The sequence below is a fragment of the Pseudomonas sp. F9001 genome, from assembly GCF_013385435.1.
Taxonomy (GTDB): Bacteria; Pseudomonadota; Gammaproteobacteria; order Pseudomonadales; family Pseudomonadaceae; genus Aquipseudomonas.
Genome location: NZ_JACAPX010000032.1, coordinates 194,558 through 221,376 on the forward strand (window position 1 = coordinate 194,558; position 26,819 = coordinate 221,376).

At 58.3% G+C, this 26,819-nt stretch carries 26 protein-coding genes and 2 pseudogenes; 15 read left to right on the plus strand and 13 right to left on the minus strand.

Annotation, left to right across the window (positions count from 1 at the left end; all coding sequences use genetic code 11):
- The 3 genes and pseudogenes from HX818_RS31065 to HX818_RS31330 all read left to right on the plus strand — a co-directional run.
- Positions 1 to 189: hypothetical protein (locus tag HX818_RS31065; protein ID WP_218176120.1), on the plus strand; the 189-nt coding region annotated here is incomplete at its 5' end.
- Positions 190 to 201: 12 nt separating this feature from the next.
- Positions 202 to 465 (plus strand): annotated as a pseudogene (locus tag HX818_RS25590) (ATP-dependent helicase C-terminal domain-containing protein); the annotation flags it as partial.
- Positions 466 to 557: 92 nt separating this feature from the next.
- Positions 558 to 1,100: a hypothetical protein gene (locus HX818_RS31330; RefSeq protein ID WP_256346375.1), complete on the plus strand. Its 543-nt coding sequence runs from the start codon at positions 558 to 560 to the stop codon at positions 1,098 to 1,100.
- 182 nt (positions 1,101 to 1,282) lie between these two features.
- Here HX818_RS31330 and HX818_RS25600 read toward each other — a convergent pair whose 3' ends face one another.
- The 4 genes from HX818_RS25600 to HX818_RS25615 are packed head-to-tail and all read right to left on the minus strand — an operon-like array spanning position 1,283 to position 7,667.
- Positions 1,283 to 2,728 carry a site-specific integrase gene (locus HX818_RS25600; protein WP_177020952.1) on the minus strand — a complete coding sequence of 482 codons (1,446 nt, stop codon included), beginning with the start codon at positions 2,726 to 2,728 and terminating at the stop codon, positions 1,283 to 1,285.
- Positions 2,725 to 3,324, minus strand: coding sequence for a hypothetical protein (locus tag HX818_RS25605; RefSeq protein ID WP_087693564.1), 600 nt, complete (start codon positions 3,322 to 3,324; stop codon positions 2,725 to 2,727). Before HX818_RS25605 ends, HX818_RS25600 begins: the two co-directional genes overlap by 4 nt.
- The gene (locus HX818_RS25610) at positions 3,311 to 5,464 is read right to left on the minus strand and encodes a site-specific recombinase (protein ID WP_256346374.1); all 2,154 of its coding nucleotides are present in this window, start codon (positions 5,462 to 5,464) and stop codon (positions 3,311 to 3,313) included. Before HX818_RS25610 ends, HX818_RS25605 begins: the two co-directional genes overlap by 14 nt.
- Positions 5,418 to 7,667, minus strand: a complete 2,250-nt coding sequence (locus tag HX818_RS25615) for a hypothetical protein (protein ID WP_177020953.1) — start codon at positions 7,665 to 7,667, stop codon at positions 5,418 to 5,420. The genes HX818_RS25610 and HX818_RS25615 overlap by 47 nt, the downstream gene beginning before the upstream one ends.
- A gap of 72 nt (positions 7,668 to 7,739) precedes the next feature.
- Here HX818_RS25615 and hrpB point away from each other — a divergent pair.
- Positions 7,740 to 9,881, plus strand: a pseudogene (gene hrpB / locus HX818_RS25620) (ATP-dependent helicase HrpB); the annotation flags it as partial.
- A 138-nt stretch (positions 9,882 to 10,019) separates the two neighbouring features.
- On the opposite strand, the gene HX818_RS25625 reads toward hrpB, so the two are convergent.
- Together HX818_RS25625 and HX818_RS25630 are read right to left on the minus strand one after the other, a co-directional pair.
- Positions 10,020 to 11,108 carry an endonuclease/exonuclease/phosphatase family protein gene (locus tag HX818_RS25625; protein WP_177020954.1) on the minus strand — a complete coding sequence of 363 codons (1,089 nt, stop codon included), beginning with the start codon at positions 11,106 to 11,108 and terminating at the stop codon, positions 10,020 to 10,022.
- A gap of 40 nt (positions 11,109 to 11,148) precedes the next feature.
- Positions 11,149 to 11,808, minus strand: a complete 660-nt coding sequence (locus HX818_RS25630; protein WP_003215498.1) for a YciC family protein — start codon at positions 11,806 to 11,808, stop codon at positions 11,149 to 11,151.
- A gap of 179 nt (positions 11,809 to 11,987) precedes the next feature.
- Between HX818_RS25630 and HX818_RS25635 the strand changes: the two genes are divergently transcribed.
- The 3 genes from HX818_RS25635 to HX818_RS25645 all read left to right on the plus strand — a co-directional run bounded on the left by HX818_RS25635 (position 11,988) and on the right by HX818_RS25645 (position 14,000).
- Positions 11,988 to 12,758, plus strand: coding sequence for a DUF2076 domain-containing protein (locus HX818_RS25635; protein WP_008436594.1), 771 nt, complete (start codon positions 11,988 to 11,990; stop codon positions 12,756 to 12,758).
- Positions 12,759 to 12,887: 129 nt separating this feature from the next.
- Positions 12,888 to 13,364, plus strand: a complete 477-nt coding sequence (locus HX818_RS25640; RefSeq protein WP_003215502.1) for an NYN domain-containing protein — start codon at positions 12,888 to 12,890, stop codon at positions 13,362 to 13,364.
- 24 nt (positions 13,365 to 13,388) lie between these two features.
- Entirely contained in the window at positions 13,389 to 14,000 is a 612-nt protein-coding gene (locus tag HX818_RS25645) for a PolC-type DNA polymerase III (protein ID WP_003215504.1), read from the plus strand.
- Positions 14,001 to 14,130: 130 nt separating this feature from the next.
- On the opposite strand, the gene HX818_RS25650 is transcribed toward HX818_RS25645, so the two are convergent.
- A complete protein-coding gene (locus tag HX818_RS25650; RefSeq protein WP_177020955.1) occupies positions 14,131 to 14,424 on the minus strand; it encodes a DUF6124 family protein in 294 nt (97 codons plus the stop codon).
- A gap of 197 nt (positions 14,425 to 14,621) precedes the next feature.
- Between HX818_RS25650 and HX818_RS25655 the strand changes: the two genes are divergently transcribed.
- Positions 14,622 to 14,876 (plus strand): acyl carrier protein, encoded by a 255-nt coding sequence (locus HX818_RS25655; protein WP_177020956.1) that lies wholly within the window; start codon positions 14,622 to 14,624, stop codon positions 14,874 to 14,876.
- A gap of 192 nt (positions 14,877 to 15,068) precedes the next feature.
- On the opposite strand, the gene HX818_RS25660 is transcribed toward HX818_RS25655, so the two are convergent.
- Positions 15,069 to 15,530 carry an Lrp/AsnC family transcriptional regulator gene (locus HX818_RS25660; protein WP_003215506.1) on the minus strand — a complete coding sequence of 154 codons (462 nt, stop codon included), beginning with the start codon at positions 15,528 to 15,530 and terminating at the stop codon, positions 15,069 to 15,071.
- A 160-nt stretch (positions 15,531 to 15,690) separates the two neighbouring features.
- On the opposite strand from HX818_RS25660, the gene yedA reads away from it, so the two are divergent.
- The 3 genes from yedA to HX818_RS25675 all read left to right on the plus strand — a co-directional run bounded on the left by yedA (position 15,691) and on the right by HX818_RS25675 (position 18,696).
- Positions 15,691 to 16,587 (plus strand): drug/metabolite exporter YedA, encoded by an 897-nt coding sequence (gene yedA, locus HX818_RS25665; protein WP_008436601.1) that lies wholly within the window; start codon positions 15,691 to 15,693, stop codon positions 16,585 to 16,587.
- Positions 16,588 to 16,635: 48 nt separating this feature from the next.
- Entirely contained in the window at positions 16,636 to 17,973 is a 1,338-nt protein-coding gene (locus HX818_RS25670) for a DEAD/DEAH box helicase (RefSeq protein ID WP_003215511.1), read from the plus strand.
- Positions 17,974 to 18,168: 195 nt separating this feature from the next.
- Positions 18,169 to 18,696 carry a hypothetical protein gene (locus HX818_RS25675; RefSeq protein WP_238544249.1) on the plus strand — a complete coding sequence of 176 codons (528 nt, stop codon included), beginning with the start codon at positions 18,169 to 18,171 and terminating at the stop codon, positions 18,694 to 18,696.
- A 43-nt stretch (positions 18,697 to 18,739) separates the two neighbouring features.
- Here HX818_RS25675 and HX818_RS25680 read toward each other — a convergent pair whose 3' ends face one another.
- The gene (locus HX818_RS25680) at positions 18,740 to 19,984 is read right to left on the minus strand and encodes a TIGR03862 family flavoprotein (protein WP_177020957.1); all 1,245 of its coding nucleotides are present in this window, start codon (positions 19,982 to 19,984) and stop codon (positions 18,740 to 18,742) included.
- A 172-nt stretch (positions 19,985 to 20,156) separates the two neighbouring features.
- A complete protein-coding gene (locus HX818_RS25685) occupies positions 20,157 to 21,077 on the minus strand; it encodes a histone deacetylase (RefSeq protein WP_008436610.1) in 921 nt (306 codons plus the stop codon).
- 76 nt (positions 21,078 to 21,153) lie between these two features.
- Here HX818_RS25685 and HX818_RS25690 point away from each other — a divergent pair, with 76 nt between their 5' ends.
- Genes HX818_RS25690 through HX818_RS25700 form a run of 3 tightly spaced genes read left to right on the plus strand, consistent with a single transcriptional unit; the run spans position 21,154 to position 23,218 of the window.
- Entirely contained in the window at positions 21,154 to 21,723 is a 570-nt protein-coding gene (locus HX818_RS25690) for a GNAT family N-acetyltransferase (RefSeq protein ID WP_177020958.1), read from the plus strand.
- A 41-nt stretch (positions 21,724 to 21,764) separates the two neighbouring features.
- Positions 21,765 to 22,634, plus strand: a complete 870-nt coding sequence (gene tesB / locus HX818_RS25695; protein WP_003215520.1) for an acyl-CoA thioesterase II — start codon at positions 21,765 to 21,767, stop codon at positions 22,632 to 22,634.
- Positions 22,631 to 23,218 carry an HAD family hydrolase gene (locus HX818_RS25700; RefSeq protein ID WP_177020959.1) on the plus strand — a complete coding sequence of 196 codons (588 nt, stop codon included), beginning with the start codon at positions 22,631 to 22,633 and terminating at the stop codon, positions 23,216 to 23,218. The genes tesB and HX818_RS25700 overlap by 4 nt, the downstream gene beginning before the upstream one ends.
- 135 nt (positions 23,219 to 23,353) lie before the next feature.
- Here the strand turns inward: HX818_RS25700 and HX818_RS25705 are convergent, their stop codons facing one another.
- The 3 genes from HX818_RS25705 to HX818_RS25715 all read right to left on the minus strand — a co-directional run bounded on the left by HX818_RS25705 (position 23,354) and on the right by HX818_RS25715 (position 25,754).
- On the minus strand, positions 23,354 to 24,331 hold the full coding sequence (locus tag HX818_RS25705) for a hypothetical protein (RefSeq protein ID WP_003215523.1): 978 nt from the start codon (positions 24,329 to 24,331) through the stop codon (positions 23,354 to 23,356).
- Positions 24,332 to 25,222 carry a neutral zinc metallopeptidase gene (locus tag HX818_RS25710; protein WP_003215526.1) on the minus strand — a complete coding sequence of 297 codons (891 nt, stop codon included), beginning with the start codon at positions 25,220 to 25,222 and terminating at the stop codon, positions 24,332 to 24,334.
- Between the two features lie 115 nt (positions 25,223 to 25,337).
- Positions 25,338 to 25,754 (minus strand): hypothetical protein, encoded by a 417-nt coding sequence (locus HX818_RS25715; protein ID WP_008436613.1) that lies wholly within the window; start codon positions 25,752 to 25,754, stop codon positions 25,338 to 25,340.
- 186 nt (positions 25,755 to 25,940) lie between these two features.
- Between HX818_RS25715 and HX818_RS25720 the strand changes: the two genes are divergently transcribed.
- Positions 25,941 to 26,819, plus strand: a complete 879-nt coding sequence (locus HX818_RS25720; protein ID WP_003215531.1) for a DMT family transporter — start codon at positions 25,941 to 25,943, stop codon at positions 26,817 to 26,819.

The following is a 26,819-nucleotide window of genomic DNA, read 5'->3' on the forward strand; positions in this document are numbered from 1 at the left end:
AGGAGGAGGAGGAGGAGGAGGTCGGGTCAGGTAGCAAACAAAGCCTTAACTCCATCCTTCAAGAATGACCAGTTGCTGATCACCAGCGAGATAGCTGTGGAAATCAGGATGCTGAGGATGGCCCACTTCACCGTGGCCTTAACCCCTGACTTACCCTCCTCTTGGACAGGTCGAATGATATTTTTATAGATGTGCTCATATCCGAATGTCCTCGCTGTACGGCTGCAGGAGATCTTTGGGTTGTCGGAGACGCTTCGAAACGCGAACGGAAGGGAGGTGCTCAAGCTGCACATGCTATCGCCCGCCAGGCGCCCGGTACAGGTTACTCAGGATCTGGCGAGCTTCTGGAGCACGACCTATGCCGGAGTGAAGAAAGACTTGAAGGGCAGGTACCCCAAACACTATTGGCCTGAAAATCCCCTGGTGGCAGAGGCGACGGGGCGGGCGAAGCCTCGCGGGACGTAAACTTTCTCGGTATGCGATTTTGTTGGTATGTTGTTTTCCTCATCACGTAATTCGACGACCAGTCTTGTGATCGCTCCTCCAAGACTAAAACCATGGAAGGCAATATGGCACTTGATCTATTTAAAACGCTGATTGACGCATTTATCGCTCTGCTCAACGAGAGGAAACGGCACAGGGCCGTCTCATATGAGCATTACATCCTTCCCACCTTCAATGCGGCGAAGCTCGTCTATAACGATTACCAAGACTTCTACAATGTCGTTGAGCGTGACTTGAAAAAGGGCGTGCCGTTTAAGGACATGGTCGAGTTTGTCATGGAGCGACGTGACTTGCTGTACTCCGAGAGGGTGTTCCTGAGGAAGTCCATCGCAGAGGTGCCATCGCAGGCGATTGATCCGTTTGATGAAGCGGTCATACAGTTGGTGTCAGGCAGCCACACAGTAACTCACGAGTTTCATCATTTTTCGGCCCAGCTAGGCCATCACGCTGATAGACATAACACCGAGGCGGACGCTGCCCATGCTAGAGCGCTCCTGATCCACGGCGCGCAGCAGCAGGCAGCCATCATGCAAGGGCGATTCGACCGGGTGGTCGAGGCTTATGTAGCCATTCGGGACAAAGTGGCCGAACGCTAGGATAAGCGGGCGTTTTTGACTTGCTGAAAACCATGCCGATATGACCGCGTTCCGAGACTTTTACCATGCCATACAGGTCGCCGCAGAGGATTCTGTTCAGGCAGCTTTTGACCTTAGAAAGGCCCTCTAATGTTTTAGGCTGGGTGACGGCATGAGTTCGACGGGGATGGTGGGTCACGCTACTACTCTGGGAATAGCGTGCCGGAGGTGCCATCTCTGAACCTAGTCTCCAGTTCTTCTGCACCCTCGTAGTCGGAGTCGCGTGCGGATCTGAGCTTGGCCAATGCGCTGTAGAACTTTTCTTTGGACATTCGGCCATCGGTGTAGTCTGAAAGCAGACGATCAAAATAATCATCGAATTGTCTATGGATTCTCAGCAGATCAGCAGCAGATACGGATGCTGTGTAGTTGTTGATACGTGCGAAGGCTATATTGATGTACGTGTCTAATGACGCGAGAGTCTTTTGCCCCGTCAATTGAAGGATTTGATGTTTGAAGAAAGTGTCGCTTATGAATTGGTTCTTGAAGCTACCCTCATCTTTGAAACGGTGCCTCTCGATCATTAGCACAAATAGATTTGTAATGAAAGCGTGTCTGAACAGGTGAGCAGTGGCCGGCTCGCTTATATTGGCCTTTTTCCTAAGTAAACGGATTTCATTGGTGATGCTATCCGGGCTGTAGGGCTGTCCAGTGGTCTCGGCAACAAGAAGAAAGCCGTGATCTTTTCCCTTTAGACACCTGTCAATGACATCTATCCTATACAGCTCAATATAGTTGTATACTTCATTCAACAGCATGCGAGTGACGGGCACTGTTCTAATATGCGGCTTGCCTCGCTTGAGTGTGATCATTTTCAGGCTGGGAAATTTCATTGCCATGGCTTCTAGAACGCTTTCTACTAATACTTCCGCTAATTCAGCTCTACGGCACCCGAGGTTCTCAAGCATCGATAGTATAAGTTGCGTTCGCGCGGCAATATGATCGGATGTTGGAAGTTTGTTTGCTGTTTCACGTAAATCTTTTACTGTGCGCTGATCTATAGGTTTACGTTTCTCACATGCCTCGCCAGAACTGAAAGAATGATGTCTCCAGACAAATGTGTCGTATCCTGCGGGATTTTTGACCTTTTCTTGGTAGGCTTTGATAATCCCATTTTTTGCGACGAATCTGTCATTTTCAAATAGTGAGCCTATAAATTCAAGAAAATAAAGGCACGCGCTGCCTATGTCGTGAAGAGTATTTTCGTTTCTGGCGAGTTCAGAGGTATATCTTTTGCTTTTTTCTGATCTAAGATCTTCTATAAAGTCGCTAAACAGCCCGTCATTTAAATCAGTCAGATCGATTCCTAGATCAAAAGCAAATTTCAGTAATCTATTTATTTTGTGTGCATATCCACCTATCGTACCGCCTCCTTTACCTCGACGCGCCAGTCCACTTCTGCGGCCCATGCTGACGCGATTTCGTAGCGAGACCATGTAGAGATTAGCGAGGTGGCAGGGCTTGCCGTTGGGCCAGTAGAGAAATGTGAGATTATCAGCTTCCTTGACGGCAAGACGGTTCAGGGAGTAGTGGCTGAAGAGCGTAACTTTTTTGACAACCCTTCGAGTCTTAATCGAGTCTGCGCTCATTTCTTTGCCCTCCCTTTCCCGATTGGGGTCACGTTAGTGTCGGATACGGGGGAGTTAAAAGGTGGCTTGTTTATGCTGAGTGCTGCTTTCAATGTTGCACTCGTATCAAAAATTATTTTTTCTCGTTGTTGCCCATCTCGTTCTGTTCGAACAGATTCGAGAGCACCCATGGCTATTGAGACGCACTGCAAAAGGACAAAGTTTGAATTTATTAGCGATTCAACTTCAGATTCAAGGTTTGTCTTTTGTCTCTTCAAACCCTCTTTGGTCAATTTCTTTGCAGGAGCGGCAGCCCAGGCTGACAGTGTTGAAAGGGCTTCAGCTCGAAGCTTTTCAAGCGTTTCAAAGCCCTGAGGTAGACAAGTAGATGCATGTTTTTTAGCGGTGTTGAGTGACATTGGAACGAGCTTGATCGATCCCTTTTCAGTGTCGATCTGGTCGTTGAGCGACACCATGCCCCCTTGGCTCCCAAGGGCCTTAACAAGGTCTGCACGGGCGTTGAATTCGCCCGGATTGGAAATAACGTAATACAAGAACTCCCTGAGTGAATTGATTGCGGCCTGGCCGTCGGCCCTGTACTTCTCAGTCCTGTTCATGAATATTTCTCCGGACTGTCGTCACAATTCTCAATTTGGTGCCACCTGGTTGCAAAATGAACTCAGGTTCAGCATCGACTAAGCCGTTGTTCACCAACTGCTCGATGCGCTCTTCCAGCTTCGCCGCGTCACCTTTGACATAGGTCTGCGTGCCGTAGGTTTCATTGATCAGATCCATGAGGTCTGTGTAACCCTCTTCGCCTTTTGTATAGATCTGTTGTGCGAGGTGGTGAGCCTTGGCGCCGGCCAAAATCGTGCCATCAATATTTTCGTTGATATAGTGCCACAGGTGTTCAAGGTCAACGTGCCCCAGCATCCACCGGATTGTCGACTCATCGCCATCTTGGGCGCAGTGAAAGAACAACATGGCGAAGAACCGACGGAGTTGGTGTTGACGCAGGTAGTAGCGTTTGCCGTCACAAAGGGCCGTCTCAAAGTAGTCGCAGAACAGATCAAGGTTTCTCAGGTAGACGGACACTCCGGAGCTGATCGTGCCCTTTGCATTCAACGTGGGAGACGCAAACAGCGGCAGGTCTTCATCGGTGAAGCCAGTCTCAAGAAGCGTCTGATGATATGCTTCGAGACTGCCAATCATCTCCGCAGCCACGGGCTCAATGGGGCGCATGATGCTTTTGCGCCGCCCCATCATTCCTCGACTGCTTTTGCGCAGCCAAAACTTCAACCACTGCCGACTTTTGTCCAAGCTCCCTTTGGCTGGGAGATCGGTCAACTCCCCAAGCCGCCGAGCGGTCATTGCCCCGGTGACGATTTGTACGCAGCCCACATAGACGCCGAATAGCTCCAGGAAACCAACATTCGCCCTGAGCTTTTTGTAGTAGTTTGTTCGACTCCCCTTACGGTCGGCGGAGGCGGGGCCATAGGGTGAGCCTACGTTTAGCGCTGTGATACCCAGCTTTTTTACCCCCAGCGCCATGAGTGACTCGGGGCAGAGGCTCATGACATCTTTGTCGGTGATCTTGTTGAGAGTCACGTTTTCCGATTGGCATTTTTTAAGCAGTCTGCTCATCAACAAGACAATGTCACTGCCATATTTATAATGGAATTCGATGGCGTTTTTAACGCTGCTTAGCACCACCTCTGAAGGGGCTGTTCGAAAAGACCCTCCAGCCTTGCTATCGTGAGCAACGAACTTCTGGATTGCTTGTAAGCTTTTTGGTGACGGTACATCGGCTCCGAGCTTGTGAAGTGTACCCATGGAGTACAGCGCTTTCCGATACGACAAGAAAATACTGTCGGTCATTTTGCTGCCTTCGGTCGTGGATACCGGCATTGCCTCGTATTCTGTACGGTAGAAGTCATCGTTATCTATATCTAAAATCGGATAAATAGGTTTTCGAACATCCTTTGCTTTCACAGTTGATGATAAAATGTGATGGCTGATTTTTGGTATGTTGACGATCGAGGCTTTCGCCTCTGGTGGCCACCTAGATGCATAACCATTGAGAATTAAACTGGCCCGGATTGCAGGTACTTCATCCATCGGAATTGGAAGGGGGCTCAGTTCAATTTGCTGCTCGGTGACCACCGAAAGGTGAGGGTAGGATGCGAGCAGTTGGTTGATCGCACTATCGGAGGTATCCGAGCGAAGTTTTAGCAAAAATGAGGCGAGACGTTCAGGCCATTCATATACCGACTCTACAGACGAGCTACTCTGAGCAAACTGATTCAGCATTCCCATGAGGTTCTGGTCACTGAGCCCAGCCAGTCCTGTCACTAACAGGCCATAGGCCTCGGCGTTGAGCAGAAGATGATCGATTATCTTCAAGGCAATGCTGTAGCTGCGCACTTGGGTTTTAAGGCCATTGGTGTGTGCGTCATAATAGCCATGATTACTCGTGGCGATAATCACGAAGTGCTTGAAGCTAGTCAGAAGTCGCTCATTTTTCGGCTCAGTTAGCACTGATCCATCATATAACTCCACGCACCAGTTAAGGTGTTTAGCTTCCTTGTATTCAAAATTCACATGCCAAATGTTTTGACTGAAGTCATTCAGCAGCCATGGGGCTTTTCGATAGCCTTCAGAAGAAGGCTTCTTCAGCGTCTTCAGGAATGAGAGCTTCTCCGGGATTTTCCTATGCGGCTTCATAAATAAAATCTTCAGCCAAGTCAGCGTTTGCATGCGTGCGTGCAGTCTCCAAGTAACCCTTCAACACTCGGTCATGACTTTTGTTGATGTCATTCACAAGCGCTTTGCAAAACCGAGTCCAGTACGCAGCGTAACCACTGATGGCATGTAACGCTGTCACGGTATCTTTCCTTGCTCGTTCGACAGCCTTTTCTAGGGACAACAGGATAGTGAGAACGCCGACGCTGACATGAACGTAAACGGTATCGGGGATTGTCGTCGCCGATTCATTCCTTTCGGGATCTTTCATGTGATAAGGGATTTCGCTCAGCGCGTGATTCTTCAGGAATGTGTCGAGCTCTTCCATATTTTTAAAATGGCTGGCCTGGAAGAGGTACGGGCTATCCTCCATTGCCAGGCATACCATGTTTCGTTGGAATATGCGCACCCACCGGACTTCAAAGAAGTCAAGAATCGCCTTTGGAAGATAATGGCCCAGTGTCACCGTACGAGATGTGTGGCCAAGGGCTTTCGCCATTTTTGAAATACTGCCCGTTTCGATGTAGACATTTAAGCCAACTGTGGCCCGTACACTGGCCAAGCTAACCCTGCACAAGAAATTGAAAAGCTCCTCGCCCCGTTTGGCAGTGAAATATGAGAATTGCGAGAGGAATTTTTGCCCTGTAGATGTTGCGAGGGTCACCTTGTTGAGCTGGGTGGGGGATGATTTTTTCGGGTACTCCATGGCCGTGCCGCAGGTAAGGAACAAATATCGCCAAGCGTCATTGCCATCTTTTTTTAGCCGGTCACGTAGCGGCTGAGTGATCCGGATCACCTGCATGACAAGTTTGGCAGCCGCAGTAGTTAGTTCTAGGGTTTGCTCTGCTTTCTTAGGGCCTAGACGATCTTTTCGGCCAGTTAAATAATATACGCCGTCAATACGCCTGAAACCATATGGGTCTCCGTTCGGTTTGAACAATCGCAGGTCATAAAGAAATGTCGGTGTTATTGCAGGTTGCTGATTAACAAGTAGTAACTGAAAGGGGAAGAGGCTATGGCTGATGGGAAGGCCAAAGTTGCAGGACAGCTCTGCCTTCAGATACTTGCCATATGTGGCATTGATGTAATTAGTGTTGCTACTGAAACCGTCGGTTTCAAATGTCCGGCACTCTGAGATGTATCCAGGGCTGTGATCGGCTAGCACCGTATTGGTGTCTGACCTTGTCCCGATATACCTACGAAGCACAGCACGCTCTCTTAGGTTCTGGGCCCTGTCTTGCGCCCAGTCCAGCACGGTTTTCAGGTCAGACTGTACGTCCTCGAACAAGATTTTCATGGCTTGCTCATCGGTGACCTCGACGGGAACACGAGTGATCGTTTTGCCAATGAACTCGCTGCCGTCTTTGCCTACGCGGTGCCAATGGCGAGTGTCGCTTCCGTTCACCGGGGCTCTGGGTAAGCCATCGTAGGGGGCCGCCCAGATGGATCGGGCGATTAGCGACTGTTCAAAGCACAACATGCTGGTGTTCCAGATGCGGGCGTACGCGTCGGTATCACGATTACGGTCATACATGTCCAGGAACGAGTCGTTCATCACGTCCGTGAAAAGCTCGCTCACCCGGTCGGGGTCTTGAAACGCTTCTACCGGCCATTTGTCTTGGTTCAGGGCGATGTGATTGAGGACTCGGTTGTGAACCGCGATGGCGGGCCTTGCCTGTTTTAGGTAGTAGCTGTGCAGGGCTCCGTAGACTTGCTGTGCGAAGGCGCTGCCATGGGAAATCCAGACCTGCTGGATATTCAAGTACTTGGTGTGACGCTTCCTGCTGAACAACGGCCAGCCGCCCCAGTACAGCAGGGTGTCTTTCGCACAGGCCGCAAGCATCCGCCCCCAATTTTCTGCAGCCTCGTCTGAGAGGTGCTCCGAGTCGAATGCGCTGTCATTGCTCGGATCCGGCACGAGTAGCGATGTGAATTTTCTGATGTACCTGCGGCGCATCTGCGCGCCTAACTCTACGAGGCTGCCGTCTTTGAGGGCCGCCACGAGCAATCCAACCACCTTTTCAATCGAGCCATCAGTCAGACAGGTCGCACCCAGTGGTGTCTCCGACACGTGGGCGACGCACTCGATCAGGCGTAGAGCTTGGCTGTCCGAAGCGTCTGCATCGACCATCTGCGCTCCGATCATCTCCTCAGCTTCCGCCGATACCCACTGGAGAGGGTAGTTGGATAGTGAAATTGAGTATTTGATGACTGTCATTAAGATTATTAACCAAAATTTATTTCTTGTACCAATAATAGAAGGGTTTGTCAGGTTGACAAGAAAATACATTATGGGGAAATGGTCGAACGCAGCCTGGACGCCGATCTGGCGCTGGCCCTTAGTCTTAATGGTCGAGACCTGTTTCGCGACGAGCAGCCACTGAAGATCCTGCTGATGTCCGCCACCCTGGAAGGCGAACGCCTGGCCGGGTTGCTGGACGACGCGCCGATCCTGCGCAGCGAAGGGCGCATGTACCCGGTGCAGATGCGCTGGGGCCGGCCATTCCAGCCCGGTGAATTTATCGAACCGCGGTTGGTGCAGACCATCCTTGAAGCCCTGCATGATGAAACCGGCAGCGTGCTGGTGTTCCTGCCGGGGCAGGCCGAGATTCGTCGGGTTAGTCAGCAATTGGCTGATGCGCTGGGCGATAACCCCGATGTGCTGCTATGTCCGCTGCACGGCGAACTGGACCTGGCCGCCCAGCGCGCCGCCATCGACCCGGCGCCCGCCGGCCAGCGCAAAGTGGTGCTGGCCACCAACATTGCCGAGACCAGCCTAACCATCAACGGCGTGCGCGTGGTGATCGACGCCGGGTTGGCGCGGGTCCCGCGTTTCGACCCGGGCAGCGGCATGACCCGTCTCGACACCCAGCGCATCTCTCGCGCCAGCGCCACCCAGCGTGCCGGCCGGGCAGGGCGACTGGAGCCGGGGGTGTGTTATCGGTTGTGGTCCGAGGACCAGCATGAAGGGCTGGCGGCGTATTCCAGTGCGGAAATTCTCTCGGCGGATCTTTCCGGTTTGGCCCTGCAATTGGGCCGCTGGGGCGTGGCGCCTACTCAGTTGGTATGGCTCGACGTTCCGCCCACCGCGGCTTATGCACAGGCCCAGGATTTGCTCGAGCGCCTCGGAGCGTTGAGCGATACCAAGCTGACCGCCCACGGCCAGAAAATGGCCGGGTTGCCGGCGCACCCGCGAATCGCTCATTTGCTGCTGCGTGGTCAGGATCTGGGCCTGGCGAGCATGGCCTGTGACGTGGCGGCACTGTTGGGTGAGCGCGATATCCTGCGTGGTGCCGGTGCGGATTTGCACAGCCGCCTGGCCCTGTTATCCGGTGAAGAAAAGGCCCGTGGCACCCAGGGCGGTGTGCAGCGTGCCCGCCAACTGGCGCGGCAATACCGTGGCTATTTAAGAGGCAAGGCAGAGCAGCCGGTGGCTGATCCCGATCATCCGCGCTGGCTCGGCGCGTTGCTGGCGCTGGCCTACCCGGACCGCGTCGCCCAGCAACGGCGGGCGGGCGGTGCCGAATACCGCCTCGCCAACGGCCGTGCCGCGTTGTTCGCCGAAGCCGACAGCCTGATGAAGCAACCCTGGCTGGTGATCGCCGATCTGGGCAGCCGCCAGGGCCAGCGTGAAGAACGGATTTACCTCGCGGCGGATTTTGATCCGGCGCTGTTCGACTCGGTGTTGGCCGAGCAGGTGCGTAATGTCGACCAGCTTGACTGGGATGAGCGCGAGGGCGTGCTGCGGGCCGAACGCCAGCGCAAGGTCGGCGAACTGGTGCTCAGCCGCGAACCGCTGACCGGCCTCGACGAGTCCGCCCGCAGCCAGGCGCTGGTCAACCTGGTGCGGCGCAAAGGCCTGGAATTGCTGCCCTGGACCCCGGAGCTGCGCCAATGGCAGGCGCGGGTGATGCTGCTGCGTGGTCTGGATAGCGGCAAGGCCAGTGAATGGCCGGATGTCAGCGACAGCGCTTTGCTTGCCAGCCTGGAGCACTGGTTGATGCCGTACCTGGGCAAGGTGTCGCGCCTGAGCCATTTCGCCAGTCTGGATATTTCCAGCTTCCTGCATAACCTGCTGCCGTGGCCGTTGCCGGCGCGGTTGGACGAGCTGGCGCCGCACCATCTGAAGGTGCCGTCGGGCTCGTCGGTGCGGCTGGACTACAGCGAGCAGCCGCCGATTCTGGCGGTGCGCTTGCAGGAATTGTTCGGGCTGGCGGATACGCCGCGGATCGCCGGCGGGCGGCAGGTGGTCAAGCTGCACCTGTTGTCGCCGGCCAGACGGCCCGTGCAGGTGACGCAGGACCTGGCGAACTTCTGGCGCAGTACTTACGCCGAGGTGAAGAAGGATTTGAAGGGGCGGTATCCGAAGCATTACTGGCCGGATGATCCGTTGATTGCTGAACCGACTGCCCGGATCAAGCCGAAAAAGTAAGTACATCGCAGATCTAATGTGGGAGCTGGCTTGCCTGCGATGGCATCACCTCGGTCTGTCGGATAGACCGAGGTGCCTGCATCGCGGGCAAGCCCGGCTCCCACACAAGCCAGCTCCCACACCATTTTGCAGTGTTAGTTACTGCGCGGCGGGCAACAGGAACCGCGCAATCACCGGCAAATGATTGGAGATACGCACCGTATCGCTCTGGCGCACCTTGCTCTCAACCTTCTTGATGCGCGAGCTGTGGAACAGGTAATCCAGCGTACGATCCGGCCCCTCTACGGTTGGGTCATTCGGGAAATACGTCAGCCACTGGTCCCGGTCAATCCCGCTGGATTGGCTGTTGCTCGGGATCATCGGGTACTTTTCCCACAGCAGGTGCAGCTCACTGTCCGGCGAGTATTGCCCGCGCTTGCCGGGGTCCAGGCGCAGGAACTGTCCCAGCGGCATCAGGTTGAAATCCCCGCCCATCAGCCATGGCGTGCCGCGGCTCTCGAATTTATCCACCAGCTTGACGGTCGCCTGCACCTGTTCCAGCACGGCGTTGTGCCCGGGGGCCGCGCCGTCCAGGCGAGTATTGAGCACGGCCAACTGGCCGCCATCGCTCAACGGCAGGTAGGTCAGCAATAACGCGGGCTTGGGCTGGAACTGACGGCTGATCAGGTTGGCGCGTGCTACCGGCAATTGCAGGCGCTCGGCGTGTTCGATCTGGTAGCGGCTCATGGTCACCAGCTTGCGACCGACGCTGCCGAAGATATGCAGGTCGGGCACGAAGTCGGCTTTCCAGTCGAAGGCCTGGGCGCTGCACGGGTAGAGGTCGGCCAGTCGCTCCTGGAGCAAGGCCAGTTGGTCCTGGTAGCTGGAAGGCTTGGCGCCTTCGTCGACTTCCTGCAACAGCAGGATGTCGGGCTGCTCGTCGCGGATCACCCGCGCCACTTCGTCGAGGCTTGAAGCCATGTCTTCAACGGTCGGGCGGTCGTCCGGGCCGCTGCCGTCCGGGGTGTCGTACCAGAACACGTAGTTCTTGCCCGCCAGGTACTGCACGTTCCAGGTCATGACCTTTAGCGCCTGCCCAGGCAGCAGGGTCGGCGCACGGGGCGCGACGCAGCGGATGGGCAGGGTTTCCTTGTCGGCAGGGCGCCAGGTCAGGCTGTAGATCAAGCCGGTCAGCAGGGCCGCGAGGATCAGCAGGCCCAGCAAGGTAATGCGCAGTAGTCGGGTCATCGGCTCGGCTTATGGCGTTGCAGGACAGGCCCGGAGCATATCACCGCGCGTCGGCGTCGCCACCAATCAACATGAACAGGCGGAACAACACCACGCTGGTGAACAGTTGCAGGAAGCTTTGTGCGCTGTCGATCAGCAGGCCCAGCAGCGGGTTCGGGTCCGGATAGACCGCCACGCTGGCGCCCTTGAGCAACCACAGCGGGGTCATCACGCACAGCAGGCACACCAGGATCCGCCAGAAATGCCCACGGGTCAGGCGCAGGCTTTCCTTCATGGCCGACAGCGCCGACATGCCCCGCAGCACCAGCAGATATTCGGCGAAAGCCAGCACCACCATCAGCCACAGGCCGGGCAGGAAATACAGCGACAGGCCCAGCAGGATCAGCAGCGTGCTGATTGCCGTCAGCAAGGCAAAGCGCGGCCACAGGGTCAGGGCCATGGCCAGCACATCCAGGGTGCGCGGCGATTCACCCCGGGTGCGGGCGTCGAGGAACAGGATCAGTGCGCCGGTGTACAGCGGGTACACCAGCAGCCCGATCACCACGCTGTAACCGGGAAACGCGTCTGGGCCGAGCGTGTGGTCGAGCACCTGTTGCAGCAGGGCTTCGAGGATCACCAGTGGCAGGCACAACTGCACGATGGCGCCCAGGTTGCGCTTGAAAAAGAAGAAGGAGTCGCGCAATACGTCTAACGGATTCATCAGGGTCTTCACAGGCCGAAAAGCAAGGGCGTTACTTTAACCGATCAAGAGCAGATGCAAGCAAACGTAAACCTTGCGTAAAGACCATTGAAACAATCAGCAACAGCCCCATAACTGGGTTGTACCTTGCACATCGTGCGCAAGGCGAAGATTTCTACCGGCAATCTAACGAGGTCGCCATGAACAGCGAAGAACAAACCCTGATCGACGGACTGTTTTCACGGTTGCAGCAAGCCGAAACGGACTCAGCCCCCCGCGACGCCCAGGCTGAAGCGCGGATCAAGGAACACGTCACTCGCCAACCGGCCGCTGCGTACTACATGACCCAGTCGATTCTGGTGCAAGAGCACGCGATCAAGAGCCTCGATGCGCAGAACAAGCAGCAGGCCCAGCAGATCCAGGAGTTGCAGGACCAACTGCAACAGGCCAGGTCCCAGGCGGCGCAGCCTGCACCGAGCAGTGGCGGTTTCCTGTCGAGCATTTTCGGCGGCGGTTCCCGTGACCCGCAGCCGACCCAGAGCGCACCTGCGTCGTCGGGCGGTGGCTGGCGTGAACCGGCGCGTCCGTCGTTTGGCGGGCAACCTGCGCCGCAGCAGAACTACGGTGCTCCCCAGCAGAACTATCAGCAGCCACAACAGGCACCCGCAGCGCCGATTGGCAGCGGTTTCCTCGGCGGCGCCCTGAAAACCGCAGCTGGCGTGGCCGGTGGTGTGATGCTGGCAGAAGGCATCAGCAGCCTGTTCAGCCACAACTCGCAACAACCGCAAGTGGTTGAAGAGATCATCCGCGAAGAGCCGGCTCCGGCCAGCGACAACGGCAACTGGGGCAACGACGACCAGAAATATGCCGGCAACGACAGCTGGGGCAGCGACAACGCCTCCGACAGCTTCGCCGACAACGACTATTCCGACGACTCCTCCTCCTTTGGCGACGACGATTCCTTCGTCTGACCCACACTCAACCGGGGCGCTTCGTCGCCCCGGGCTGATTTTTCTCGGAAACTCCCGTGTGGCTGGCATACTGGCAACCTTTCCGGGCCTTTGAGTCCGGGGTCCATGCGCGTGTCATGAGGATTTGCGGTGAAAAAGATAGCCGTGTTCGCCGATGTACAAAACCTCTACTACACCGTGCGCCAGGCGTACGGCTGTCACTTCAACTACGCCGCCCTGTGGGCTGATATCAGCCAGCGCGGGCAGATTGTCGAGGCGTATGCCTATGCCATCGACCGTGGCGACAGCAAACAGCAGCAGTTCCAGCAGATCCTGCGCAACCTGGGTTTTACCGTGAAGCTCAAGCCCTACATCCAGCGCAGCGACGGCTCGGCCAAGGGCGACTGGGACGTGGGCATCACCATCGACATCATGGACGCCGCCGCCCATGTCGACGAAGTGGTGCTGGCCTCCGGCGACGGTGATTTCGACATGCTGCTGGACCGCATCATCAGCAAGCACGGCGTCGAAGCCGTGGCCTACGGCGTGCCGGGGCTGACGGCCAACTCATTGATACGCGCCGCCAGCCGCTACGTGCCGATCGAAGGCGCGTTGCTGCTTAAATAGATTTTTGACGGAGTTGGAACAGGTTTGGAACGTATAGCGGTCATCGACTTTGAAACCACCGGCATCCAGCCGAGCAGCAGCTGCCGGGCCACGGAAATCGCGGTGGTCATCCTGGAGCAGGGCCAGATCGTGGACCGCTACCAGAGCCTGATGAACGCTGGTGTGCGTGTGCCGGGGTTTATCGAGCAACTGACCGGCATCAGCAACGCCATGCTGCGCACCGCACCGTCGGCGGAGCGGGTGATGAACGAGGTGAACGAGTTTGTCGGCACCACGCCGCTGCTGGCCCACAACGCTGCGTTTGACCAGAAGTTCTGGGATTTCGAGCTGGGGTTGATCCGGCGTACGCGTTTGCAGAAGTTTGCCTGTTCGCTATTGCTGGCGCGACGCTTGATGCCGGCGGCGCCGAATCACAAGCTGGGTACCCTGACCTCATTTGCCCAACTGCCCCACACCGGCAAGGCTCACCGGGCGATGGCGGACGCGGAGATGGCGGCGAACCTTACCGCTCACCTGGCCGAGGAACTGCGTCGCACCCACGGGTTGCGGGAGTTGTCACACGAATTGCTGTGCAGCTTGCAGAAGGTTCCGGCGGCGAAGATCAATGATCATCTGAAGAAGCATCGCGGGTTCTGACCTGGCAATGATCGTTCCCACGCTTCGCGTGGGAATGCCGCACTGGACGCTCCGCGTCCGCTCTTGAAGTCGTGACGCAGAGCGTCACCGGATGCATTCCCACGCAGAGCGTGGGAACGAGTTGCGGTGGTTATCGAGGCTGTAAGCAGTCCAGCGACCGATCCACCACCACCTTCGCCATCTCCACCAAATGCATCACCGCCCGCTGCTGCCCGTTCATGTGTTCGCCGGGTATCTGCGCGGTTGCCACGGCGCAATGCAGCAAATCGGCCGCCCGTGCCAGGGCGTCTTCGAAACTCATGTTGTCGTTGAGCACGAAGGGTGCGCCGTCCGGTGCGGAGGCTTTGAGGTAGTAATCGATGGCGCGGCGGGTGAGGGTGTTGTCGCCGAGGATTTCTTCGTGGGAACTGGTTGTTTTGATCAAGGGGGAAACTCCTGAAACTGAAGCTATTACCTCCCGCAAATCGGACTTGCACATCCGGTCACCGAATGGTCGATGACCGGGCGAGACTAGCGATATGAACCAGCGTGGGCAAGGCTTGAAAGCGCGCTAGGAAAGGTCCTGCAAATGAAAGGGATCAGTCTTGCTGGCCCCAAAAAAGTAGGCGTATGAGGAAGGAAATGGAAAGTAACCTCGCGCGATTTGAGATCAGCGAAAAAGTCATTCAACTTTTTGTTGATATCGTCGGCTTCATCGACCGAAGCCAAGTGACAGAGCAAACGGATTTTATTCATGACTTTGAGATCATTGATGACGACCTGACTTGCTTCGTCATGCAGATCAAGTGGCAGTTCGATCTGCGCGCGGCCCAGGAAGACTGGAGGGGTATTACTACCATCGAGCAAATCGTCGACTTGATTGTTCTGCATCAGTGAAGCTACTGACGTCATCGCAGGCAAGCCAGCTCCCACAGTTGACCGCGTTGTGAGGCTGGATGGCGATCGTTCCCACGCTCCGCGTGGGAATGCCGCCCTGGACGCTCTGCGTCCGCTCTTGAAGTCGTGACGCAGAGCGTCACCGGATGCGTTCCCACGCAGAGCGTGGGAACGAGCTGCAGAGCGGCGTGTTCAGTTGCCACTCTTCCCATTCCCCTCCAACTGCCCCAACGGCACCCGCCGCTCTATCGCGCTCGACAAGATGATCGAGGTCTTGCTGAACCCGAATTTCGCCACCCGATTGATCAGGTTCTCCAGCTCCGGCATCGAGCCCACCGCCGCCTGCATGATCACGCATGGATCGCCCGTCACCCGATGGCATTCAGTCAACTCGGGAATTTCCGACAGCGCGTCGTAAACCTTCTGGCTCCCATGATTGGTCAACCGCAACTCAATCACGCACTGGATCGGCAACCCCACCTTCGACAGGTCGACCTTGGCCTGATACCCGGTAATCACACCACTGGCTTCGAGTTTCGCCACTCGCTCAGCCACGGCGGGCGCGGACAGGTTCACGGTGCGCGCCAGTTGCGCGTAGGACGCGCGGCCGTCTTCCAGCAGGGCGCTGAGAAGCATACGGTCGTATTTGTCCATGATAAGGCTCCGGGAATGCATAGCTTTCGAAAGCACGGTTTATAGCCTTGATAACCATGTTTTGAAAAGTGTACTGGCGCTTTAAACAGGTTTTGTAACTTATGTTTACGGCCGGGGATTTCTAAAATAACGCTCCCTTGTCCTGCCACAGAGCTGCCCAATGCCTGGCCCACGTCGCTTTCCCTTACCGTTGATCGCCGCCTTTTTTGCGTTGTACGTGATCTGGGGGTCTACCTACCTGGTGATTCGCATTGGTGTGGAGTACTGGCCGCCGCTGTTGCTGGCGGGGATTCGCTTTATGACGGCGGGCGCGCTGATGTATGCCTTCCTGCGCTGGCGCGGGGCGCCGGCGCCGACGTGGGTGCAGTGGAAGGCTGCCGCGAAGATCGGCATTTTGCTGCTGACCTTCGGCAACGGTGCGGTCAGTGTGGCAGAACATACGGGCGTGGCGTCCGGGGTTGCCGCGTTGGCGGTGGCGACGGTGCCGTTGTTCACCTTGCTCTGTGGTTATTTCTGGGGCGCGCGCAATACCCGTCTGGAATGGGCCGGGGTGGTGCTGGGGATTATCGGTATCGCCATGCTCAATATGGGCTCCAACCTGCAATCGAGCCCCACCGGTGCGGCCTTGCTGATCTTTGCGGCGGCGGCCTGGGCCTTTGGTTCGGTGTGGAGCAAGCATTTGCCGCTGCCTCAAGGCGCGATGGCCAGTGCGGCGGAGATGCTGATCGCAGGTTTCGTGCTGTTGTTGCTCAGTGCCGTCAGCGGCGAACACCTGCAAGCCATGCCGCCGCTGGAAGGCTGGCTGGCCCTGGCGTACTTGACCGTGTTCGGCTCGATCATCGCCTTCAATGCCTATATGTACCTGCTCAAGCACGTACGCCCGGCGGCGGCCACCAGCTATGCCTACGTCAACCCGGCGGTGGCGGTGTTGCTTGGGATTGTGTTTGTCGGTGAGACCATCGGCACGGAAGAAGCCCTGGCGATGTTGGTGATTATCAGCGCGGTGCTGCTGATCAGCCTGCCACAGTGGCGAAAGCCAAAACCGGAAATAAGGTAAACTGCCGCGCATTGCGACCTTGCGCTGACTTTTTCCTACGGTATTTCCATGACTTTCGCCACACTTGGCCTGATCGAACCCTTGCTGCGCGCCCTTGAGACGCTTGGCTACCAGACCCCGACGCCGGTGCAGGCGCAAGCCATTCCGGCGGTGCTGGCAGGCCGTGACCTGATGGCTGCGGCCCAGACCGGCACCGGCAAGACCGCCGGTTTCGCCGTGCCGCTGCTGCAGTTGCTGACCATGGAAGGGCCGAAAGTCAGCGCCAATTCGGTGCGCGCGCTGATCCTGTGCCCGACCCGCGAACTGGCCGAGCAGGTTCATGCGAGCGTCGCCGAGTACGCCCAAAACGTGCCGCTGACCACTTACGCCGTGTACGGCGGCGTGAGCATCAACCCGCAGATGATGAAGCTGCGCAAAGGCGTTGATGTGCTGGTCGCCACCCCTGGCCGCCTGATCGACCTGTTCCGCCAGAACGCGCTGAAACTCAACCAGCTGCAAACCCTGGTGCTGGATGAAGCCGACCGCATGCTCGACCTGGGCTTCTCCGAAGAACTGGCGAACATCTACCGCATGCTGCCGAAAAAGCGCCAGACCTTGCTGTTCTCCGCAACCTTCTCCGACGAGATCCGCCAGTTGGCCGGGCAGATGCTCAACGACCCGCTGACCGTCGAAGTCAGCCCGCGCAACGTCGCCGCCAACACCGTCAAGCAATGGGTGGTGCCGGTGGACAAGAAGCGCAAGGCCGAGCTGTTTGTGCACCTGATGCGCAAGGGCCGCTGGAAGCAGGTGCTGGTGTTCGCCAAGACCCGTAACGGTGTGGACGCGCTGGTGGAAAAACTCCAGGGCCTGGGCATCAATGCCGACGGGATTCACGGCGACAAGCCACAAGCCACGCGCCAGCGTGCGCTGGATCGCTTCAAGAGCAGCGACGTGCAGATTCTGGTGGCCACGGACGTGGCGGCCCGTGGCCTGGATATCGAAGACTTGCCGCTGGTGGTCAACTTTGACCTGCCGATCGTGGCCGAGGACTACATCCACCGCATCGGCCGTACCGGTCGTGCGGGCAACACCGGTGAGGCGATTTCCCTGGTGTGCGCCGATGAAGTGAACATGCTGTCGGCCATCGAGATGCTGACCCGTCAGACGTTGACCCGGAAGATGGAGCAGGACTTCGAACCGGAGCACCGTGTGCCGGATACCGATGCCACTGGTCAGGTGGTGAAGAAGCCGAAAAAGCCGAAGAAACCCAAGGCTTCGGGCGGCGGTGGTGGCAAGCGCAACCTGGGCAAGTGGGTGGACAGCGGGGAGGCGACGCCGGTCGAGCCTTCGATCAAGCCAGTGCGTAAGGTGCCCGTGTTTAACACCGGGCCGCGGAAAAAGAAGTAGGGCTTGTTGGTTATCATGTAAACGCAGAGTGACTACCGTGAGCGGAGCAATTCCGCTCGCGTCAAGTTGTGCCTCGTCATCCTTGATGAGTTATTGCTTGTGATTTGGATATTTTTTGTAATTGTCGCCGTGTTTAAGTGCTGGAACTTAAAATGCTTCATTTCCACTGAGGTTGAGTCAGAAACTGATTTCTGAATGACGAACTTAGATGGAGATGTAGATATGGCTGTGTTTTTAGTACCTTTTGTTTTGCCGGTCCTGGCGGCGGCGGGCATTATCGGCGGCGTTGTTGTAGACGGCGAAATCAAGAAAGGCAAGGCTGCTGACGAGAAAGCTTTCAAGCAGGTAGAGTTGCGTGTGGCCGAATTAAGGTCCCGGGTTGAAGACCATGCGGCGCGCGGCGAGTATGGGCAGGCAATCCATTCGTTCAGAGAGTTGATGTCGTTGTATGAGGCTAATTATTCGATCAGTCCTGAGATAAGGGCGCCATTGGATAAGTATCTACAGGATATGCTTTATACCAGTCAGGAAGAGGGCCAGAAACTCAGCTACGCCTTCAAGCAGGAATGGAACGATTTGAAACACGGCGATCCTTCCAGACTCTTCAGTGCGTATTCAGGTTATATAGAAAATCTGAAAATTTTACTGCCTGAAGAGGATGCTTTCCTGCAGAAGCAAGTAACAGCTTTTAAACGTGCCTATCCCGATCTAACAGCCAGTTGAGTCAGAGGTAACTTTGCTGCCGGGCGGTGATGGGGTGAGTGGGTCATGCCGGGGTGGCCGGCCTCAACCACTCAAGAACACCGCGCCCTGCCGCCTGCCCGCTGGCAAAACACCCCGTCAGCAAATACCCGCCCGTCGGCGCTTCCCAGTCCAGCATCTCGCCTGCGCAAAAAACGCCCGGCAATTGCTTGATCATCAAGCGTTCATCCAGCGCCTCAAACGGCACGCCGCCTGCGGTACTGATGGCTTCGTCCATTGGCCGGGTTTTCACCAGCTTCAGCGGCAGCGCCTTGATATCCACCGCCAGCTGCGCCGGATCATTGAAGTGCTCCGCCGGTGACAGCTCGCGCAAAAGCGCCGCCTTCACCCCATCCAATCCCAACTGACTGTGCAAATGCTTGCTCATCGAGCGTGAGCCGCGCGGCTTGCTCAGCGCTGCGATCACCTTGTCCAGTGGCTTACTCGGCAACAGGTCAATGTGCACCGTGGCCGATCCATCCCGGTTGATCGCCTCACGAATCGGTGCCGACAACGCATAGATCAGGCTGCCTTCGATGCCCGTGGCGGTGACCACACATTCCCCCAGCCGTGGCTTGTCGTCTGCCAGGCCAATGGCGACGTTTTTCAGCGGTACCCCGGCGAATTTGCTGACCATCAACTCGCTCCAGGCCGACACCTCGAAGCCACAGTTGCTCGGTTGCAACGCCGCGTAAGGCACGCCTTTGTCTTCCAGCAACTTCAGCCACGCCCCATCCGAGCCCAAGCGCGACCAACTGCCGCCGCCCAAGGCCAGCAACACTGCATCACCGCGTACGCTTTTTTCGCCCTCGGGGCTGTGGATAAGCAGGCTGCCATCGGCATTCCAACCCAGCCAGCGATGGCGGGTGTGGATAACTACGCCCTGGTCGCGCAGGCGCTTGAGCCAGGCCCGCAGCAGCGGGGCGGCTTTCATGTCAGTAGGAAACACCCGGCCGGAGCTGCCGATAAAGGTTTCAATCCCCAGCCCGTGTATCCATTCGCACAACGCTTCGGCACCGAACTGACGCAGCAACGGCGCCATGCACGGCGCCCGTTCGGCATAGCGCGCCAGAAACGCCGGGTACGGTTCGGAATGGGTGATGTTCATGCCGCCCACGCCCGCCAGCAGGAACTTGCGGCCTACCGAGGGCATACCGTCGTACAGGTCGACCCGGATCCCGGCCTGGCTCAACACTTCGGCGGCCATCAGCCCCGCCGGGCCGCCGCCGATGATGATGACGTGTTGAGATGGGGTTTGAGTCTGGGGCATGGGGATAACTGCGGTTCGGCAAAGTAGGCCGAGCATTCTACCCGAGGATGCTCATGCTGCCTGATCAAAAAACATACAGCCTTCTGCAGGCCAGGCGGCTTATGGCCTGCAGGGGCTTTCACTCAGGTTATCCACAGGCAGTTCCACAGCGATTGTGGGTAACGCGCATAACTCAATGACAGCCTGATGACGTCCAGACGCGCTGCGCGCTGTGGTGCAGGATCCCGTGGCGACGGGCCAGGGCAGGGCGGTCTTTGCTGTAGCCGCCGCCGATCACCCCGACCACCGGAATATCGCGGCCCAGGCAGTGGCGCATCACGCTTTCATCGCGGGCGGCGACGCCTTGGTCTGTCAGCTTGAGGTAGCCGAGGGCGTCGTCCTTGTGTACATCCACGCCGGCGTCATACAGCACCAGGTCGGGCTGATACAGCGGCAGCAGGTAGTTGAGGGCATCGTCGACCACCTTGAGGTAGTCCGCGTCGCCCATGCCCATCGGCAGCGGGATGTCCCAGTCGCTTTGCGCCTTGCGCGCGGGGAAGTTCTTTTCGCAGTGCAGGGACACGGTGATTGCATCCGGGGTGTCGTGGAGGATGCGTGCGGTGCCGTCGCCCTGGTGCACGTCGCAGTCGAAGATCAGCACCCGGTTGACCCGCCCGCTGGCCAGCAGGTAATGGCTGATCACGGCCAGGTCATTGAAGATGCAGAAACCCGCCGGGTAATCGTAGTGGGCGTGGTGGGTGCCGCCGGCCAGGTGGCAGGCCAGGCCGTGCTCCAGGGCCTGCTCGGCGGCCAGCAACGAGCCGCCCACCGCGCGCACGGTGCGCCGGGCCAGGGCTTCGCTCCAAGGCAGGCCAAGGCGCCGTTGGTCTTCGCGCGACAACTCGCCGCTCATGTAGCGTTCGATATACCCAGGTTCATGGGCCAGGGCCAGAATCTCGGCGGGGCATAGTTCCGGGCGCAGCAGTTGGCTGTCCCGTGTCAGGCCGCTCTCCACCAGATGGTCACGCAACAGGCGGAATTTATCCATGGGGAAGCGGTGGTCTGCCGGGAACTCGGGGCTGTAGTCGTCGTGGTAGATCAATGGCAAGGGCATGGGGATTTCTGACGGGAACCAGCGACGGATCTTAACAGCGCGTTACACTCACGCACATGGCAAGGGAGGGGGACCAATGGAGCCGATACTGCAATTGGAAAGCGCACGCCTGGTGCTGCGCCAATGGAGGGATGCCGACTTGCCGGAGTTTGCGCGCATGTGCGCCGACCCGCAGGTGATGCGGTATTTCCCGGCCACCTTGAGCCGCCTGGAAAGTGCCGCGCTGATCGGGCGTATTCGCGGCCATTTTGCCGAGTACGGTTTTGGCCTGTGGGCGTTGCAGCGCAAGGACAGCGGCGAGTTCATCGGCCTCACCGGCTTGCTGAATGTGAGCTTCGAGGCCCCGTTCACTCCGGCGGTGGAGATCGGCTGGCGCCTGGCCAGGGAACACTGGGGCCTGGGTTACGCCAGCGAAGCCGCCTGGACTGCCCTGCGCTGTGGTTTCGACCGGCTGAAGCTGGACGAAATCGTTTCGTTTACCACTGAAGCCAATCTGCCATCACAAAAAGTCATGCAGGCCATCGGTATGCATTACGATCCCCTGGCAGATTTTGAACACCCCAAGGTCGCAGCCGATGACCCCTTGCGGCATCATGTGTTGTATCGCATCACCCGCGCCCAATGGTTGGACACGCTGCACGGATAAGCAGCCCGGAATGCCCAATAGATTGTTGTAGGAGATGCTCTATGAGCCAAGTGTTGGAAGATCTGGTGGACCTGCTGACCCTGGAACCGATCGAGGAAAACCTCTTTCGCGGCCGCAGCCAGGACCTGGGCTTTCGCCAGCTGTTCGGCGGCCAGGTGCTCGGCCAGTCGCTGTCGGCGGCCAGCCAGACCGTTGAAGAGGCGCGGCATGTGCATTCGTTGCACGGTTACTTCCTGCGCCCCGGCGATGCGGCGTTGCCGGTGGTGTATTCGGTTGACCGGGTGCGCGATGGCGGCAGTTTCAGCACGCGCCGGGTGACGGCGATCCAGAAGGGCAACCCGATCTTCACCTGCAGCGCTTCGTTCCAGTACGACGAAGAAGGCTTCGAGCACCAGACCACCATGCCCGTGGTGGTCGGCCCGGAGAACCTGCCGTCGGAGCTGGAGCTGACCCAGCAGCGTGCGCACCTGATTCCCGAGCACATGCGCGAAAAGCTGCTGTGCCCCAAGCCGATCGAAGTAAGGCCGGTGACCGAGAAAGACCCGTACAACCCGCAGCCGTCCGACCCGGTCAAATACGTGTGGTTTCGTGCGGACGGCGCCCTGGCCGACTCGCCGGCGCTGCACAAATACCTGCTGGCCTACGCTTCGGACTTCGGCCTGCTGACCACCTCGCTGCTGCCCCACGGCAAGACCGTGTGGCAGAAAGACATGCAAGTCGCCAGCCTCGACCACGCGCTGTGGTTCCACGCCGACCTGCGTGCCGATGACTGGTTGCTCTACGCCATGGACAGCCCATGGGCCGGCAATTCCCGTGGGTTCTCCCGGGGCAGCGTGTACAACCGCGCCGGGCAACTGGTGGCATCGGTTACCCAGGAAGGCTTGATTCGTCATCGCAAGGATTGGGCATGAGCCTCAGTGATGTGAAGCACTGGGTGTTCGACATGGATGGCACCCTGACGGTGGCCGTGCATGATTTTGCGGCGATCCGCGTGGCCCTGGATATTCCGGCGACTGACGACATTCTTACGCACCTGGCGGCGTTGCCCGCCGATGAAGCAGCGGCCAAGCATGCGTGGTTGCTTGCGCATGAGCGTGAGTTGGCGCTGGGTTCGGTGGCGGCGGAGGGGGCGGTGGAGTTGGTGCGGGAATTGGCCGGGCGGGGTTATCGCCTGGGCATCCTGACGCGCAATGCGCGGGAGCTGGCCCATGTGACATTGCAGGCGATCGGCCTGGCGGACTGCTTTGCGGCCGAGGATGTGTTGGGGCGTGATGATGCGCCGCCCAAGCCTGACCCGGGTGGTTTGTTGAAGCTGGCGCGAGCGTGGGAAGTGGCGCCGCAAGAGATGGTGATGGTCGGTGATTACCGGTTTGATCTGGATTGCGGGCGGGCGGCGGGGACCAGGACGGTGTTGGTTAACTTGCCGGATAACCCGTGGCCGGAGCTGGCGGATTGGCATGCCGAAGATTGCGCGGTATTGCGCCGGATGCTCTAACCCCAGGCAATGAAGATCAAATGTGGGAGCTGGCTTGCCTGCGATGCAGACACTGCGGTGTATCAGTAACACCCAGGTGATGCCATCGCAGGCAAGCCAGCTCCCACATTTTTGATCCGGTTTTTTCTTCAGTGGTTATTGGAACAGTACTTTCTGCCCTTCAGGCGACGTAAACATCTTGTCCCCGTTATGCCCAACCCCCGGCACTTCCACCAGCTTGTGGCCCAACTGCGGGTGCCGCTGCTTGAGGTAGTCAAAATAATTGTGCCCGCGAATCAAGCGATACGCGCCCTGGGTTTCAGCACCGCAGCTCTTGTCCAGCGCCGGGTGATTCGGGTCGGTGTCCTGCTGGCCCAGCAAGTAAGTGACATTACGCGAGACGTAAGCCTGCTCCAGTTGCTCGGCACTTTGCCCCTTGGCGTAGGCCGGCAGGTTTTGCATGCCGTACTTCCAGTCGTTGAAGCCCGGGCAACTGGCAACATCGAATTTCACCGGACGCTGTGGGCTGAAGTACGCATAGGACGACGGGTTGGCCACCACATAACGCAGGCTGATGCCCTCGGTTTGCAGCAGCGGGTGATCATGCCCGGTCAGCGCAAAACGCTGCACCACCTGGCCGCCACCGGAATGGCCGGCCACCACGATTTCCTTCAGGTTCGGGAACAGCTTGCGGTTGCCCAGGTGCTTGATGATCTGGTCCAGCGCGCCGTAGGAGCTGATCTGGCCCGGGCCTGTGGACGGCTCGCCGGCCATCCAGTCGTTACTGTTCCAGCGCAGGGTCTGGCTGTCGATCTGGTTGCGCTTGAGGTCGGTCTGGTTGAGGAACTGTGGCGCAATCACCAGGGTATTGGCGTTTTGTCCTGCGGCTTCGGCCGCTTTTTCGCCGCTGTCCAGGTAGGTCATCGCGTTGCGCAGGCGACCATGCACGATGATCAGCGCGCGGGTAACTTGAGGCAGCGGCTGGCGCCAGTCCTGGCTCAAGCCGACGCTCAGGTCGCCGGCATCCAGGTGAAAACGATCGGGACTGACCACCTTGACGCCATGTTCGGCAGCCCAGGTGGAGGAGGAACAGGTGATCAACAAACCTAACAGCAGACCCAGTCGTTTATTCATTTAAAGGCTCTTGGCGGTAAAGGTGTCGCATTGAGTGATCTGGCCCTGGGCGAAGCCGGTCTTGAACCAGCGAACCCGCTGTGCCGAGGTGCCGTGGGTAAACGAGTCAGGCACCACGCGGCCCTGGCCCTGTTGCTGCAAGCGGTCATCGCCAATCGCGTTGGCCGCATTCAGTGCTTCTTCAATGTCGCCGGGCTCCAGCCAGTTCAGGCGCTTTTGCGCGCGGTTGGCCCACACCCCGGCGAAGCAGTCGGCTTGCAGCTCCTGGCGCACCAGCAGGCCGCCGTCGCCTTGCATCTGCCGGCCTTGCTGGCGGGCTGCCTGAATCTTCGCCGAGATGCCCAGCAGCGTCTGCACGTGATGTCCGACTTCATGAGCGATCACGTAGGCCTGGGCGAAGTCGCCGGCGGCCTTGAAGCGCTGGGACATTTCCCGGAAGAAATCCAGGTCCAGGTATACCTGTTGGTCTGCCGGGCAATAGAACGGCCCGCTGGCGGACGTGGCGCCACCGCAGGCGGAGTTCACCCGGCCACGGAACAGGATCAGTTTGGGGTTCTTGTAGGTCAGGCCGTTTTCCTGGAACACCTGGGCCCAGGTGTCTTCGGTGTCGCCGAGTACGGCGCGCACGAAGTCGGCTTGTTCATCATTGGCCGGCGGCGCCTGGCGGGTTTGCGGGCTGACGGAGGGCGCTTGCTCGGTGAGCTGGCCGCTGAGTTGCCCGAGGATCTGCATCGGGTCCTGGCCGGTCAGCCAGCCGATGCCGACGATCAGCACGATGGCCGTCAGGCTCAGGCCCTTGCCGCCCCCAAAACGCATGCCACCGCCACCGCCGCCGCTGTCATCGCGGGCGTCTACCACGTTGTCGCTGCGTCGGCCTTTTTTCCATAGCATGTGGCAATCCTCTTTGTGAACCTGCAGCTCAGTGTTGTTGGTGTGTAGGGTTGGCGCCAGTCCGGCTGTCTGACGATGCTAAACGCTGCGTCGTCCGATCTGTATGAAGCTTGTGTCAGTCGCGGCAATACCCTTCGCCGGTGTCGACGATCAGGCAGTCCTTCTTGTCGGCCAGCCATTTCAGGCCAGTGGCTTCGCCGTCGCCAGCGCTCAGAATCTGCGGGCCGTCCGGGCGTTCAAAGGTGATGCCGTCTTCGGATGCCTGACCCTTGAAGGTGCCGGAATCATCGTCATCCAGGCCGTATTTCATGGTCAGTACATAGTGGCCACGGCCAATGCTGTCGTCCTTGGCGATGGTCAGGTTCAGGCCTTCGACGCCAATCCACTTGCCGACCCATTTGTCGGTGGGCAGCACCTGCGGTACCAACGTTGCCTGGACAGACGGCGGGGCGGGCGCCTTGGCGGTCTCGGCTTGCTTGTCGCAGGCGCTGAGCAGCGTCAGGGTCGAAAGAATCAACAGGGTTTTTTTCATGGTGAGAAGGCCTTGGTTAAAAAACGCGCAGTGGGCGGGGCGGCGTGAAGCGTTGGACTGGAAAACCGCAATTTAGTGCGCTGTTCGAACAGTGTTTGGTTATGCTCTTGAGCGAGGCGCTTTACCCGTTCTAGATTATGCCGCGGTATGCGGCGGTCATTTCAGCCTGCCACTCAAGAGAATGCAATGACCCTCAGTACCCCACTTTCCGGCGTCAACCACCCGCTCAAAGGCATTTTGCTGATTGTGGTGGCGACCTTTCTGTTTTCCAGCCACGACGCGCTGTCCAAATACCTGGCCGGGTTCTACCCGATCGTGATGGTGGTGTGGGCCCGCTACCTGGTGCACACGCTGTTGATGGCCGGGATCTTCCTGCCGCAATCGGGCCTGCGGGTACTGCGCAGCAAACGCCCTTTACTGCAAGTGGCGCGGGCGTTGTGCCTGCTGGGCACCAGCCTGTTCTTTACGGCGGCGCTGCACTTTATCCCGTTGGCCGAGGCCACGGCGGTCAACTTTCTTGCGCCGATCCTGGTCACCGCGTTGTCGGTGCCGCTGTTGGGTGAACACGTGACCCGCGGCCAATGGCTGGCGGTGATTTGCGGGTTTATCGGGGTGCTGATCATTGTGCACCCGGGGGGTGAGCTGTTCACCCCCGCGGTGTTGTTGCCGCTGACGTCGGCGCTGTTCTTCTGCTTCTACCAACTGCTCACCCGCATCCTCAGCAAGTACGACACGCCCACCACCAGCAACTTCTTCGCCGGGTTGTGCAATACCTTGGTGATGAGCGCGCTGGTGCCGTTCTTCTGGCAGGTGCCGAGCCTGTGGCACGGGGTGCTGATGCTGGCGCTGGGCACTTGCGGGATGACCGCACACTTGATGCTGACCCAGGCCTTCCGCTTCGCAGCGCCGGCCCTGCTGGCGCCGTTCGGCTATTGCCAGATCGTGTTTGCGGGGTTGTTGGGCTGGCTGGTGTTCAACCACACCCCGGACCTGACCACCGTGGTCGGGATCGGGGTGATTTGCCTGAGCGGGTTGGCCGCTGCCTGGCAGCAGCGGCGCAGGTAG